This window comes from Bradyrhizobium sp. AUGA SZCCT0176 (genome assembly GCF_018130145.1).
Classification (GTDB): domain Bacteria; phylum Pseudomonadota; class Alphaproteobacteria; order Rhizobiales; family Xanthobacteraceae; genus Bradyrhizobium.
In genome coordinates, this window is the sequence record NZ_JAFCMB010000015.1 from 37,980 (window position 1) to 51,847 (window position 13,868).

Sequence of the window (13,868 nt, forward strand, 5' to 3'; positions counted from 1 at the left end):
GATAATCATGCTCTATCGTCGTCCCTGCGCACGCAGGGACCCATACGCCGTGGCCTTTCAAAAGGGCGATGTGGTAGCTACCTTCCACTACCAGTGAGGCCGGTGGTTATGGGTCCCCCGATGCGCAATTGCGCATCTGAGCGTTCGCAGGGACGACTAAAAAAATTCGGCCCGTGCGATGCGTGTGCCGGCAAATGAGGAAACACCATGGAAGACCTGAAAGTGACGGCTGGCGGTTACGACTTCAAACCGGCCCACGCGGCCATGCAGCGCTATATCGACGGTAATCTGCTGTCCGGCATCTCCTGGGCGGTCATGGTCGGCCGCGATCTGGTTGATGTCAATTGCGTCGGCTGGGCTGACAAGGAAGCGCAGACGCCGCTACGCCCCGACCATATCTTTCGGATTTTTTCCAACACCAAGCTGATCACTTCCTGCGCCGCATTGCTGCTGTTCGAGGAAGGCAAATTTGGGCTCGATGACCCGATCGAGAAGTTTATTCCGCAGCTTGGAAATCGAAAGGTGTTACGCCCTGGCGCAACCTCGCTCGATGACACGGAGCCGGCGAAGGGTTCGATCACCATCCGGCAACTGCTCAGCCACAGCTCCGGCCTGAGCTACGGCTTCTTCGATCCCGGCACCACGATCTTCAAGGCGCTCAACGAGCGCGGCGTCCACAATCCCCTGACGACGCTGGCCCAGATGGTCGACGTGCTGGGGGGCCTGCCGCTGATCTATCAGGCGGGGACGTCCTGGGAATACTCGCTTGCCATCGACGTGGTGGCACGGCTGGTGGAAGTCATCAGCGGCCAAAGCTTCGACAGGTTCATTCAGGCGCGGATTCTTGATCCACTCGGCATGGTCGACACCGGTTTCGTCGTGCCGGAGAAGGACTGGGGAAGACTGGTCGCGTATTACGCCGGCGCCGACATGATGGAGCCGATGAAGCCGGGCCTCACCCGTACCGATAACGCGCCCTTCCCCGGCGCCTATCTGCGGCCCATTGCGAGACTCAATGGCGGTGGCGGCCTGGTCTCAACGATGCCCGACATGGTCGCGTTGATCCGAAGCCTGCTGCCTGGCGGCCGAACGCTGCTCAAGCCGGAAACGATTGCGCAGATGATGACCAACCAGCTGCCGGACGGTCAGTGGATCCGCTTTGCCCTGATGGGCGAACAGGTCGGCAAGGCGCACACGCTGGCCGGCGGTCTGATCGTAAAGCCGACGCCGTTCGATCACCCCGATGCCTCGGGCGAGCTCTACTGGGGCGGCCTCGCCGGCACGCAATGGTGGATTTCGCCGCGACATAACATGGCCGGCGTGATGATGGCACAGCGGCAGATGGCGTTCGTCCATCCGTTCTCGTTCGAATTCAAGCGGCTGGCGTATGACGCGGTGAAGCGCGGGCGGTAGCAAGACTGCGACCAATACAAATGCTGTCATCGCCCGCGCATGCGGGTGATCCAGTATTCCAGAGACGTTAGCGATTGAATCGAGAAGCCGCGGCGTACTGGATCACCCGCATGCGCGGGTGATGACACCGAGCTAGGTGGAACGCCAACGCTTACGCCGCCGCCGAAACCACGACCCTGTTCCGCCCGTCGTGCTTGGCGCGATAGAGCGCCGTGTCGGCGCGTTTAAGCACGTCGGCGACCGGCTCGCCCTTGCGCTCCAGCGTCGACAGCCCGATCGAGACCGTGACCTCGATGCGCTTGGTGCCCTTGGCGATGGCGAAAGTCTCGTTCACAATCGAACGGCGCAGCCGCTCGGCCACCATGCCTGCCACATGCAGGTCGGTTTCCGGCATCACGATGACGAACTCCTCGCCGCCGTAGCGGCAGGCGAGATCGATGCCGCGGATCGACTTGCGGATGCGCACCGCGAATTCGCGCAGCACATCGTCGCCGGCGTCGTGGCCGTAATTGTCGTTGATCGCCTTGAAGAAATCTATGTCGAGGATCATCAGCGCCAGCGGCTTGCCGCGGCTCGAGGCCTGTTCGGCCAGCGTCGCCAGATGGCTTTCCATGTAGCGGCGGTTATGCAGACCGGTCAGCGCGTCGGTGATCGCCATTTCGATCGAGTTCTGCACGTTGTCGCGCAGATGGTCGGTATATCGGCGCTTGCGGATCTGGGTGCGCGCGCGCGCCAGCAATTCGTTCTTGTCGACCGGGCGCAGCAGATAGTCGTTGACCCCGATCTCGAGCCCGCGGAGCAGCCGCGCATTGTTGTCGGCATCGGAGATCGCCAGTATCGGCACCTGACGGGTCCGCTCCAGCGAGCGCGCCTGGCTGCACAGCCGCAAGCCGTCGTAGTTTTCGAGGCTGAGGGAGACGATCAGCAGATCGTAATTGCCTTCGGCGGCATGAAACAACGCTTCGGCCGGATTGGCCTCGACATCGACGGTATGCTCGGTGGAGAGCAGCGGCGCCAGCCGCTCGTAGGATGACGGGCGGTCGTCGACCAACAGGATGCGTCCGCCGACGCCTTTGTCGGCCACGGCGGTACGCTCGGGCGCTTCCATGCCGATTTCCAGCGAGGTGATGGCGCGCATGCGCAGCTCATCGGTCATCATCTTCAGCCGCGTCAGCGAGCGCACGCGCGCGATCAGCACCACGTCGGACACCGGCTTGGTCAGGAAATCGTCGGCGCCGGCCTCCAGGCCGCGCACGCGATCGGACGGGCTGTCGAGCGCGGTGACGATCACGACCGGAATGAAATGCGTGGCCGGGTTGGACTTCAGCCGGCGGCAGACCTCAAAGCCGTCCATATCGGGCATCATGACGTCGAGCAGGATGATATCGCATTCTGCGCGCGAACAGACATCCAGCGCCTCGGCGCCGTTGGTGGCGGTCAGTACATCGAAATACTCGGCCGACAGACGGGCTTCCAACAGCTTGACGTTGGCGGGAACATCATCGACGACCAGGATACGCGCAGACATCGAAACTCACTCCCACTACCCAATAAAACGCCGTACTGTCTCAATAAACTTGCCGACCGAAATTGGTTTGGACAAATACGCCTCGCAGCCGCCTTCGCGGATGCGTTCCTCGTCGCCCTTCATGGCGAATGCCGTCACCGCGACCACCGGTATCGCGCGCAGTTCCGGATCGTCCTTGATCCAGCGCGTCACCTCGAGGCCGGATACCTGCGGCAATTGAATATCCATCAGGATCAGATCGGGGCGCAGCTTGCGAACGAGATCGAGCGCCTCGAAGCCATTGCTGGTGCCGGAGGTCTGATAGCCATGCGCTTCCAACAGGTCGCGAAAGAGCTTCATGTTGAGCTCGTTGTCCTCCACGATCAGGACGGTTTTGGCCATCCCGTCCCTCCCTTATCCCAGGATACAGGCCCGGCCTTTGGGTGCTTCCGCACCGTCTTTCCGGGCTTGTCGAAAAGTGAAATCAAACTAGCGCCAGATTCGCTCTAACCCGTTAAATCCGAGTCCTGTTTTTCTACTAACAAGTGCCATCTTTTCGCGAAGCGGTTTCCACTTGCTTGAACACATTCCGCAGACTCGGGCATGATGGCCATCAAACTAGAGACCATAAGTTAACGGAAAGGCAAACCCGTTTGTTGAAAAAGCCTGTTCACAACCCCCAGGAAGTAGCTGAAATCGTTGCGGTTCAGGCGCTTTCCTTCATTGCGTCCGACCCGGAGCGGCTGGGCCTGTTTCTGGCCGAGAGCGGAATCGGCCCGGAGACGCTCCGGACGGCCGCCGCCGACCCGCAATTTCTGGCCAGCGTGCTGGATTTCGTGATGCGCGATGACGCAACCGTGAAGGCGTTTGCGGCCGCCTCCGAGCTCCATCCGACCAACATCGCCGCCGCCCGTCAGGTGCTGGGCGACCCGCATTGGGAGCGCGACGTGCCGTGAGCGCACTGGCGCAGGCACCAGTGCGGCGAATTTGAAGTTCCTACCAGACTCGCGGTAACCTCTTCGTAGGAACTTCAAATTCATCAGCCGCACTGGCAAAAATAATGTTGCTGGTGCTCCTTATCATTCCGCAGTTCGCATAGGTGGTGCGGCAAATGCGTGCGAACTGCGGAATGGGAGCACCAGTCGGTCCGCGCTGTTTTTGCCGGGATTGCCTCGGCGACCTCGACATCAAGGCCAGGCGGTGCGGTGAATGCGGCTCCCCTCGCCTGGTTCGGCACCCTTCGTTACCGGCGCTGGCGATGGCGCATATCGATTGTGACGCATTCTACGCGACGGTGGAAAAGCGCGACAACCCGGAACTTGCCGACAAGCCGGTCATCATCGGCGGCGGCAAGCGCGGCGTGGTGTCGGCCGCCTGCTACATCTCGCGGACGTTTGGCGTGCGCTCGGCGATGCCGATGTTCAAGGCGCTGGCGCTGTGTCCCGCGGCGATCGTGATTCGGCCGGACATGGCCAAATATGTCCGGGTCGGCCGCGAGGTGCGCCACGCCATGCAGACGCTGACGCCGCTGGTCGAGCCGCTGTCGATCGACGAGGCGTTTCTCGACCTTTCCGGCACCCAGCGCGTCCACGGCATGATCCCGGCCAAGGTGCTGGCGCGCTTTGCCCGTGACGTCGAGCGGGACATCGGCATCACCGTGTCGGTCGGCCTGTCCTGCAACAAGTTCCTCGCCAAGATCGCCTCCGATCTCGACAAGCCGCGCGGCTTTGCCGCCCTCGACCAGGCCGAAGCCCGCGAGATGCTGGCCGACAGGCCGGTCGGTTTCATCTATGGCGTCGGCCCCGCGACCCAGGAAAAGCTGCTGCAGCGCGGCTTTCGCACCATCGCGGACCTGCAGCGCGCCGACGAGGTCGATCTGATGAAGCAGTTCGCCAGCGAAGGCCGAAGGCTGTGGCGGCTGGCGCGCGGCATCGACGACCGCCTGGTGGTGCCCGATCGCGGCGCCAAGACGATTTCGAACGAGACCACCTTCGATAATGACATCCGCGATTTCGCGACGCTGGAGCGAACGCTGTGGCGGCTGTCGGAGAAGGTGTCATCGCGCCTCAAAAGCAGCAACCTTTCCGGTTTGACCATCACACTGAAATTGAAGACCGCCGATTTCAGGCAGCGCACCCGCTCGCAATCGATCCAGGCGCCGACGCAACTGGCGGCAAAGATCTTTGCGGTGTCCCGCGAATTGCTGGCGAAGGAGATCGACGGCACCGCCTTTCGCCTGATGGGCACCGGCGTCAGCGCGCTGCGCGCAGGCTCGCAGGCCGACGACACCGACATGCTGGATCGCCGCTCGGCCCACGCCGAGCGCGCGATGGATGATCTGAGGAAGAAGTTCGGCAATGCCGCTGTGATCAGGGGCATTGCGTATAAGGGGCCGGTGGGGGACGAAGAGGAGGAAGAATAGCTATCTCCTCGTCATTGCGAGCGAAGCGAAGCAATCCACTCTTGGTCATTCCGGGATGGTCCGCAGGACCAGACCCGGTATCTCGAAATTCCCCGATGCGCAATTGCGCATCTGAGGTTCGATGCTTCGCATCGCCCCGGGATGACGACCAAGAGGTCGTCACTTACACGGCTTGGAATCCCTGACGTCGAATTTGCCCATCGCGCCTGAAATCACAAAATCATTGTAGTCCAGCATCAGCGCGCGGGAGACGCCGTTCTCGAACAGCTCGAACGACATCGCATAGACAGGCGTCTGCTCGCCGTCCTTGGCTTTGGCGTCGCGGTCGTAATAGCTCACCGTGACCGGCCAGCGCGTCAGCGACTTCATCTGGTCGTTCGCGGTGGAGGGATCGGGGGAAGCGATGGTCTTGGTGCCTGGAATCGGCTGCCCGATCACCGACAGCGTGTTGTAGACCTTCTCGCCATTATCAGAGCCGTCATAGACCATCAGTTCCAGCACCGACTTGCCTTCGCGGGCAGCCGCGATGATGAGCTGGATCTGCTCGGTCGGGAACACGATCTTGCCTTCGAGATTGAAGGTCTTCGCCACCGGCTGTTTCAGCTTGACCGTGATGTGATCGCCGGTCCGCTCGGCAACGCCGTCGACCGGGGCGGAATCCGTATCGTTCATCCGCGTGTCGATCTTGAAGCGGTAGCTCTTGCCTGCCGCGTCTTCCCAGGACTTCGAGCGCAAATCGCTGAGCGTCAGCTTGCCCTCGCCGCTGTCGAGCTCCGACACCTGCCTGAATTCGGACGTGTAGCCCTCGCAGGCGCTGCCGGAGAAATTGTAGAGGATGCGCCCGCGCGCGCCGCTGATGGCGTTGGAGCCGCGCGACTTGACCAGGTTGAGTTCGTAGAGTGCCTGATGGGCAAGGAATGGCCCGCTTGCGGCTGACAGCGCTGGCCCGGCCTGGAAAACCGATCCTGTTGCAACGGCTGCGATTGTCAGCACCCAAGCACGAGGCGGAATCCGGAACGGTCGAGCCATGTGTTCTCCTTGTGAAGCGGAAGATTCGATACATTACTGTCGGCCCTATTGCGTCGCAACTAGGGCGGTGTCACGAAATCGTAGGAATTTGACGCCGGAATGCCACGTTTTCCGGCCTGTTTCTCGGAATTGCCGCCGCTTGCGGGTGTGCGCCTCCAATCCGCCCTCGCTTGCAACCTCGAACGTGATGCGCGAAACAATGCGGACCTGAAAAGGTCAGATGTGGTCAATTTAAACGGGGACGAAACATGGCGGGTACGGTCGAACAGAAGCTGGCGGCACAAGGTATCACCTTGCCCGAGCCCCGCGCCGCCATGGCGAACTATGTCGGCTTCGTCCGCACCGGAAACCTGCTGTTCGTCTCCGGCCAGGTGTGCGCCAATGCCGAAGGCAAGCTGATCGCCAAGGGCAAGCTCGGCGCCGGCGTCACCACCGAACAGGGCTATGCCGCCGCACAGGGTTGCGCGGTCAATCTGCTGGCGCAGATCAAGGCCGCGCTCGGGGATCTCGACAAGGTGGTGCGCGTGGTCCGGCTCGGCGGCTTCGTCAATTCGGCGCCGGATTATTTCGACGGGCCGAAGGTGCTCAACGGCGCGTCCGACCTGATGGTCACAGCCTTCGGCGACAAGGGTCGCCATGCCCGCACCACCGTCGGCGTCTCTTCCCTTCCCTCCGATGCGGCTGTCGAAGTCGACGGCGTGTTCGAGGTCTCCTGAAAGCAACGCGCGATGCGAGCGCCTGATTGGTTGACGGCACGGCCGGTCGCCCATCGCGGCCTGCATGACGCTGCGCGCGGCATCCTCGAGAACATGCCGGGCGCGGTGCAGGCGGCGATCGCGGGAAATTTCTCGATCGAGGTCGATATCCAGCTTTCCGCCGATGGCGAGGCGATGGTGCATCATGACAATGCGCTCGGCCGCCTCACCGAGGGCTCAGGCGCATTGCTCGGCAAGACCGCCGCCGAACTGAAGGCGGTCAAATTCAAGAATACGCCGGAACGGATGATGACGCTCAGCGATCTCTGCACGCTGGTCGCCGGCCGCGTGCCCCTGGTGATCGAGGTCAAAAGCCATTTTGACGGCGACCGCAGACTGGTGGGGCGGATGGCCGAGGTGCTCGCTACCTATTCCGGACCCGCAGTCGGTATGTCGTTCGACCCCGACCAGGTGCTGGCGCTGCGCGAGCTGATCCCCTTGCTTCCCCGCGGCATCGTGGCCGAGCGCGAATACACCGAGGACGAATGGCCGGAAGCGTCGGCGGCACAGCGCCGGGGCATGACCCATCTGCGCCACGCCTTCCGCACCCGGCCGCATTTCGTCGCCTATTGGGTCAACGAACTGCCAGCGGCCGCGCCCTGGATCGCCCGCAACATTTTCGGCCTGCCGCTGCTGACCTGGACCGTGCGCACGCCGGACCAGCGCGCCCGCGCCATCAGCTACGCCGACCAGATGATCTTTGAGGGATTTGTGCCCTGACGTCTTGGGCTCGAGGTTTCCCGCCGGGAACCTGATCCGCACTGCACGGCCTTGAAGTCGCGCGTGCAATGCACGATCTTTCCGGATGTTGGTCACCATCGCGATGGCTGATCGCAGTGTGGGACCGGTCCGAATTCTCGATGGCGTCATCCGAAATCACCCTCGAAGCCGTCCCCTCCGCCAGCGATATCCCGGCTGCGGAATGGGACGCCTGCGCCAATCCGAAGGGCGATCCGAACAGCCTCGAAAACCTCGACACGCTGGCTTCACCCGGCGCGTCAGGTGATTCGTGCCTCGATTCAAGAGTTGGCTATAACCCCTTCGTCTCGCACGCTTTTTTTGTCGCTGCCGAAGCCTCCGGCTCGGCCTGCGCCCGCACGGGGTGGGGTCCGCGGCATCTCCTCGCCCGGCTCGATGGCGGCATCGCCGGCATCGTACCCTGCTATCTGAAATCGCACTCGCAAGGCGAATACGTCTTCGACCGCGGCTGGGCGGATGCCTATGAGCGCGCCGGTGGCCGCTATTATCCAAAACTGCAGGCCTCGGTGCCGTTTACGCCCGCCACCGGCCCGCGTCTGCTGATCCGCGGCGACGTCGACCACGAGCGGATCGGGACGGCGCTGGCAAGCGGGCTGATGGCGCTGTGCAACGCCACCAACGCCTCTTCCGTGCACGTAACGTTTGCCCGCGAGGCGGAAGCAAAGTTTCTCGGCGCCCAGGGATTCCTGCAGCGTACCGACCAGCAGTTCCACTGGCACAATGACGGCTACAAGACCTTTGACGACTTCCTGGGATCGCTGAACTCCCGTCACCGCAAGGCGATCAAGCGGGAGCGGCGCGAGGCCGTCTCCGCCGGCATCACCATCCACCGCCTGACCGGCAGTGACATCACCGAGGAGGCCTGGGACGCCTTCTTTGCGTTCTACATGGAGACCGGCTCGCGCAAATGGGGCCGGCCCTACCTCACGCGAAAATTCTTCTCGCTGATCGGCGAGAGCATGAGCCGGGACGTGATGCTGGTGATGGCGCGGCGGGGCGGCCGCTGGATCGCCGGCGCCATCAATTTCATCGGCGGGGACACCCTATTCGGCCGCAATTGGGGCGCGGTCGAACATCATCCGTTCCTGCATTTCGAGGTCTGCTATTATCAGGCCATCGAGTTTGCGATCGAGCGCGGCCTGAAAACGGTGGAAGCCGGCGCGCAGGGCGAGCACAAGCTGGCGCGCGGATATCTGCCGCAGACGACTTATTCGGCGCATTACATCGCCGATCCCGATTTGCGCCGGGCGATCGCGGACTATTTGAAGCGCGAACGCGCTTACGTCGCCGAGGTCGGGAGGGAACTCACCGAGGCCGGGCCGTTCCGCAAGGCCGCCGACGAGGCTTGACCTTTACAATATCGATCCGAGAATGAGAGCAAACCGAGGGAACCACCATGTCCGCCGCCTATGACACCAACAACATCTTCGCAAAGATCCTGCGCGGCGAATTTCCCTGCCACAAGGTCTATGAGGACGAGCATGTGTTCGCCTTCCTCGACATCATGCCGCGTTCGCCTGGCCATACGCTGGTGGTCCCGAAGGCGCCTGCCCGCAACATCCTCGACATCACGCCCGACGACTACGCCCATGTCGCCCGCGGCGCCCATAAGATCGCCGCCGCCGCGATGAAGGCCTTCAAGGCCGACGGCATCACCATCCAGCAGTTCAACGAACCCGCCGGCGGACAGGTCGTCTTCCACCTCCACATGCACGTGCTGCCACGCCACGAGGGCGTCGCGATGCTGCCGCCGGCGAGCCGCAAGGAAGACGTCAAGGTGCTGGAAGACAACGCGACCAAGCTGATCGCGGCGTTGGGGTAGCGGAGCTGCAAGAGCGTGCCGGGTCCCATGAACCCAACGGCCCGCGCTCACTGCACCCGCGTATCAAGTCTCATTAGACCATCCGAAGTAAAGAGTTGTAGCCGGGAGCCGCTTGCGACAACGGAAAAGCATGCCTCGCGCGTGTTGGGCTCGTTCAGCGTTCGACAGAGGCGATCGCCGTCGACGCGCCATGAACCCGTGAACCGTTCCCGCTGCTCGGCGCCCGCCAGGATCGAAAGCGTCCCATCGGCACGCAGTTGCCATAGATACGGGCCGCCGTTCAGCATCTCGCCGACCGAAAAAGTCGCCCCGGTCAGTTTCGCCTTGATTTCCTCGCCTGCGAGACGATCGCCCGCCGCGTGAGCCAGACTGACATCCGGCCCGACATCCCTGTCGCCTGCCGCCGACAGAATGAGCCACAGCAGCCGCGCAAGTTGCGGGGTCGTCGGTTCGGGCTTGCGCTGGCCCGGTAGCGGCCCGACCGCGACATCGCTGTTGACGCGATGAACGATGACGAGATCGTAGGCCGGGATCACGAAGGCATACTGCCCTTCAGCACCCATGGCGGCGAAGGTGCCGGCCGGGACCCTGACCATCGGTGCGCCGTTGTTATCGGGAAATCTGATCCACCACAGATATCCGTAGCCGTACCCCCGCCCCTGGTCGGGAAATGCATCGGAATAGGACTGCGTACTTTCGCGAACCCATGCGCTCGGAATGATCTGCCGGCCGTTCCACCGTCCCTCGTGCAGATAGAGCAGCGCAAACCGGGCCAGGTCGCGCGCGCTCATGCGGATGGGATAGGCGGGATGCTCGGAGGGCTTGCCCCTGAAATATTCGCCGTCGCCCGGCTGATAGTCCTGCATCCCGATCGGCCGCGCGATCCGGCCCTGCAAGGCTGTGAAGATCGAGTCTCCCGTGGCGCGCTCATAGATCGTCCCGAGTGCGTTGAAATCCCAGTTGTTGTAGTACCAGAAGGTTCCGGGTGGATGACTGCCGCGCGCGGGGCGTCGTCGGGCCATGCCCGGCGTTTCGTACAGCGCCGCGTGGTAGATGCCCGACCGCGACTTCAGGAGATCGCCGACGGTCGCAGTTTTTTCGGTCGGGGTCAGGCCCGGCGTGTTGTCGTCGATGCCGAGGCTTTCCATGGTCGCGCCGAGATCGATCTTGTGTTCGTCGACGGCAATACCGATCAGCGCGCTAAGCAGGCTCTTGCGGATCGAATGTAGGTTGGACTTGATCGCAACGTCGCCCCATTGGGCAACAACGAGGCCGTGCTGAACGATCATCACAGCGGCTGACGGCGCGATCTGCTGCGACCAGGATTTTGCCTCCGCCAGTTTTTCGGCCGACCAACCCGCAGCCTCCGGCGTCGTCGACTCAAAGGCCGCGCCGGGATAATGCTCCACGATCGCAGGCGAATCCGCTCGCACCGCCGCACCTGCGGCGAGGCCGAATAGCATGACCGCGGTGAAAAGCCTCAGGCCCGTCCGCTTCATGGAGAATCACTCCGTCTCGAAATCCCCTGCCTGCGGCGGCGCCAGTGGGGTGAACTCGCAGCGATCTGGCTTGAGGTCGATCAGCGGCGTCTCGTCGAGGCAATCGAGGCCGCGCACCAGCACGACGTTGCCTTCGACGCCGACCAGCTTGACGATCGAGGTGCCGATCGGATTGGGCCGCACCGGCGTACGCAGCGAGAATGCGCCGCGCGTATTGCCGTTGTTCTTCGGGCTTTGCAGTACGAGGTCCCGTCGCGACTGGTGCAGCCAGTAGATCACTTCGAGATTGGAATAGAAGTCGACGCCCTTGATCGCAGGCACCCAGGGCTCGAAAATCTCCAGCCGGCAGACCGGGCCGTCGTGACGGCCCTGCCGCGGGGTTTCCAGCCGCGATTTCCAGGGCGTGCGGATGCGCCCGATGAAGACAAGGCCGGCGTCGCGCGCCGGTGGCATATCGACGGCGAGTTCGCCTTCGCGGATTTCACTTTCCCGAACCATATTTTAATCCAGTGAGATGTTGAGCGCCTTGATCACGCCCGCCCAGCGCGCGCGATCGGTTGAGATGAACTGGTCAATCTCGGCCTGGCTGCGCGGACGCAGCGGCGGAAAGCCGACCTTCTCCAGCGAAGCGCGGAACGCATCGTCGGCCAGCGCCTTGTCGAGGCTGGCGGTGATTTTTCGCGCGATATCGTCAGGCAGTTTTGACGATGCTGAAACGCCGTACCAGACGCTGACGCCGTAGTCGGGATAGCCGCTCTCGGCCATGGTCGGCACGTCGGGCAGATCCGGAATGCGTTGCGCGGAACTCACCGCGAGCGCCCGCAGCAACCCGCCCTTCACCGGCGGCAGCGCGGTGCCGAGCGTGTCGAACATCAACTGGATATTGCCCGATATCAGATCGGTCAGCGCAGGGCCCGCGCCCTTGTAGGCGACATGAACCATGTCGACGCCGGCCATCTGCTTGAACATCTCGCCGGCGAGATGAATGGTGCCGCCGGTGCCGGCCGATCCGAAATTGAGCTTGCCGGGATTCTGCTTGGCGTAAGCCACGAACTCCGCCACCGTCTTGGCCGGCACGGAAGGATGAACCTCCATGACAACAGGCAGATCGGTGATCAGCGCCAGCATCCGGAAATCCCGCTGCGGATCATAGGGCAGCTTTTTGTACAGCATCGGATTGAGCACGAAGATCGATGCCGCCGTAAAGAACAGCGTGTAGCCATCGGGCTCGGCCCGCGCCGCGGCCTCGGCGCCGATCGCGCCCTGCGCGCCGGCCTTGTTCTCGATCACCACCGGCTGCTTCAGGTCGCGGCTGAGATATTCGCCGACCATGCGCCCGAGCACGTCGGTCGGACCGCCCGCCGCATAGGGCACGATCAGCTTGATCGCACGGGTCGGATATTCGGCTGCCTGCCCTTGCGGCGCGGCTGCAACCAAACCAAAGGCCATAGCCGCCACTGCGCGCCAATTCATGCCGTTCCCCTTGCCGTTTCTGAGTTGAAGGGACACTACCGGATTATGCAGCGGCTGCAATCAACCGAGCCACCATTTTCCCGCCACCATTGCGACCTCGCCCGAAACGACGCCGGCGAAGATCGAGCGCCGCGTCAGCATGAACACCGCAAAGCCCGCGGCGACCGCGCCATAACGCAGCCAGTCCGGCACGCTCGCGAGCGCGCCCGGCGGCTGCACCAGGATCTGCGCGATGACGCCGGCGAGGATCGCGGTCGCCACCGCCCTCACCCAGATCAGCGCTTCCGAGCCCTCGTCGACGCCGCCGCCGAGCCACAGCCCGAGCATGCGCCAGACCTCGTTGGGCAGGAAACCCGCGATGACAAGCACCAGCAGCGCGTGAGGGTCACCCAGAAAGTTTGCGAGCCAATCGTTCATGCGCGCGCCCGCCACCAGTGCGCGCCGTAAGCGATCGTGCCGGCCGATATGCCAGAGATCAGGATGTCGACGCCGGTCTGCAGCGTCGCGACAAGCGGATACAGCGCGAGCCCAAGCACCAGCGCCAGCACGTCCGATAGCTGGCGGCAGTTGCGCGCGGTCGAGAGCAGGAACGCCAGCGGCGTCAGCATCAGGATCGCGGCGGCGAACAGCGCCGGCAGATTGGCGGCCAGGCCGTAGCCAAGCGCGGTCGCGACCAGACAGACGGAAAGCAGGCCGCAGCCGAGCCCGTGCGTGAATGCGATGCGCCGCGCGCGCGGCACCAGCGGCAACAGCCGATAGCACTCGACCCACAGCGTAACCGCGATGAAATGCGCCGCGAGCACCAGATGACGGCGCTTGGTCCCGGGCATGCGCATCAAGGGCAGCACCGACACCACCATCGGAAACAACCTGATCGCACTGACGGCGACCGCAACCGCCGCCTGCACCACGGTCGCCCCGGAGCCCAGCGTCGTAATCAGGATGATCTGCGCCGGCCCCGCCCAGACCAGAACCGTGCTGCCGAGCACCCAGCCCAGGCTGAAATGGCTGTCATGGGCCAGCGCGCCGATGCCGAGATAGGTCGCAAACAGCACCAGCGTCAGCACGGTGGTGACGACCGAGCGCATGCCCCAAGCGAAGGCGCGCAACGGGCTTTGCCATGTCACAGAGTCGAGCGGAGGGAGCGCCACGTATAGCCGGCCGGGGGTGAATCCTGTCGGGCATAACG

The 13,868-nt window shown here is 63.3% G+C and carries 15 protein-coding genes; 7 read left to right on the forward strand and 8 right to left on the reverse strand.

Features of this window, described 5'->3' with window-relative positions:
- Nucleotides 1–207: 207 nt before the first annotated feature.
- Nucleotides 208–1,413: a serine hydrolase gene (locus JQ600_RS27165; protein WP_249136115.1), complete on the forward strand. Its 1,206-nt coding sequence runs from the start codon at nucleotides 208–210 to the stop codon at nucleotides 1,411–1,413.
- 151 nt (nucleotides 1,414–1,564) lie between these two features.
- Here the strand turns inward: JQ600_RS27165 and JQ600_RS27170 are convergent, their stop codons facing one another.
- Together JQ600_RS27170 and JQ600_RS27175 are read right to left on the reverse strand one after the other, a co-directional pair.
- Nucleotides 1,565–2,941: a PleD family two-component system response regulator gene (locus tag JQ600_RS27170; protein ID WP_212388167.1), complete on the reverse strand. Its 1,377-nt coding sequence runs from the start codon at nucleotides 2,939–2,941 to the stop codon at nucleotides 1,565–1,567.
- A gap of 15 nt (nucleotides 2,942–2,956) precedes the next feature.
- Nucleotides 2,957–3,322, reverse strand: coding sequence for a response regulator (locus JQ600_RS27175; protein ID WP_027538546.1), 366 nt, complete (start codon nucleotides 3,320–3,322; stop codon nucleotides 2,957–2,959).
- A 254-nt stretch (nucleotides 3,323–3,576) separates the two neighbouring features.
- Here JQ600_RS27175 and JQ600_RS27180 point away from each other — a divergent pair, with 254 nt between their 5' ends.
- Together JQ600_RS27180 and JQ600_RS27185 are read left to right on the forward strand one after the other, a co-directional pair.
- Nucleotides 3,577–3,876 (forward strand): DUF3572 domain-containing protein, encoded by a 300-nt coding sequence (locus JQ600_RS27180; RefSeq protein WP_212388427.1) that lies wholly within the window; start codon nucleotides 3,577–3,579, stop codon nucleotides 3,874–3,876.
- A gap of 173 nt (nucleotides 3,877–4,049) precedes the next feature.
- Nucleotides 4,050–5,342: a DNA polymerase IV gene (locus tag JQ600_RS27185; RefSeq protein ID WP_212266256.1), complete on the forward strand. Its 1,293-nt coding sequence runs from the start codon at nucleotides 4,050–4,052 to the stop codon at nucleotides 5,340–5,342.
- Nucleotides 5,343–5,501: 159 nt separating this feature from the next.
- Here the strand turns inward: JQ600_RS27185 and JQ600_RS27190 are convergent, their stop codons facing one another.
- Nucleotides 5,502–6,371 carry a cell envelope integrity EipB family protein gene (locus JQ600_RS27190; RefSeq protein ID WP_212266254.1) on the reverse strand — a complete coding sequence of 290 codons (870 nt, stop codon included), beginning with the start codon at nucleotides 6,369–6,371 and terminating at the stop codon, nucleotides 5,502–5,504.
- Between the two features lie 248 nt (nucleotides 6,372–6,619).
- Here JQ600_RS27190 and JQ600_RS27195 point away from each other — a divergent pair, with 248 nt between their 5' ends.
- The 4 genes from JQ600_RS27195 (at nucleotide 6,620) to JQ600_RS27210 (ending at nucleotide 9,707) form a co-directional block, all read left to right on the forward strand.
- Entirely contained in the window at nucleotides 6,620–7,087 is a 468-nt protein-coding gene (locus tag JQ600_RS27195; protein ID WP_209844031.1) for a RidA family protein, read from the forward strand.
- Between the two features lie 12 nt (nucleotides 7,088–7,099).
- Nucleotides 7,100–7,846 (forward strand): glycerophosphodiester phosphodiesterase, encoded by a 747-nt coding sequence (locus JQ600_RS27200; protein WP_212388165.1) that lies wholly within the window; start codon nucleotides 7,100–7,102, stop codon nucleotides 7,844–7,846.
- Between the two features lie 140 nt (nucleotides 7,847–7,986).
- Nucleotides 7,987–9,234, forward strand: a complete 1,248-nt coding sequence (locus tag JQ600_RS27205) for a GNAT family N-acetyltransferase (RefSeq protein WP_212388164.1) — start codon at nucleotides 7,987–7,989, stop codon at nucleotides 9,232–9,234.
- A gap of 47 nt (nucleotides 9,235–9,281) precedes the next feature.
- On the forward strand, nucleotides 9,282–9,707 hold the full coding sequence (locus tag JQ600_RS27210; protein ID WP_212388162.1) for an HIT family protein: 426 nt from the start codon (nucleotides 9,282–9,284) through the stop codon (nucleotides 9,705–9,707).
- A 47-nt stretch (nucleotides 9,708–9,754) separates the two neighbouring features.
- Here the strand turns inward: JQ600_RS27210 and JQ600_RS27215 are convergent, their stop codons facing one another.
- Genes JQ600_RS27215 through JQ600_RS27235 form a run of 5 tightly spaced genes read right to left on the reverse strand, consistent with a single transcriptional unit; the run spans nucleotide 9,755 to nucleotide 13,830 of the window.
- Nucleotides 9,755–11,206 (reverse strand): serine hydrolase, encoded by a 1,452-nt coding sequence (locus JQ600_RS27215; RefSeq protein ID WP_212490166.1) that lies wholly within the window; start codon nucleotides 11,204–11,206, stop codon nucleotides 9,755–9,757.
- A gap of 6 nt (nucleotides 11,207–11,212) precedes the next feature.
- Complete coding sequence (gene tsaA, locus JQ600_RS27220; RefSeq protein ID WP_212212375.1) at nucleotides 11,213–11,704, reverse strand: tRNA (N6-threonylcarbamoyladenosine(37)-N6)-methyltransferase TrmO; 492 nt, start codon at nucleotides 11,702–11,704, stop codon at nucleotides 11,213–11,215.
- Nucleotides 11,705–11,707: 3 nt separating this feature from the next.
- Complete coding sequence (locus JQ600_RS27225) at nucleotides 11,708–12,679, reverse strand: Bug family tripartite tricarboxylate transporter substrate binding protein (protein ID WP_249133482.1); 972 nt, start codon at nucleotides 12,677–12,679, stop codon at nucleotides 11,708–11,710.
- 60 nt (nucleotides 12,680–12,739) lie between these two features.
- Nucleotides 12,740–13,096: an AzlD domain-containing protein gene (locus JQ600_RS27230; protein ID WP_212388158.1), complete on the reverse strand. Its 357-nt coding sequence runs from the start codon at nucleotides 13,094–13,096 to the stop codon at nucleotides 12,740–12,742.
- Nucleotides 13,093–13,830, reverse strand: a complete 738-nt coding sequence (locus tag JQ600_RS27235; protein ID WP_212388157.1) for an AzlC family ABC transporter permease — start codon at nucleotides 13,828–13,830, stop codon at nucleotides 13,093–13,095. Before JQ600_RS27235 ends, JQ600_RS27230 begins: the two co-directional genes overlap by 4 nt.
- Between the last annotated feature and the right edge of the window lie 38 nt (nucleotides 13,831–13,868).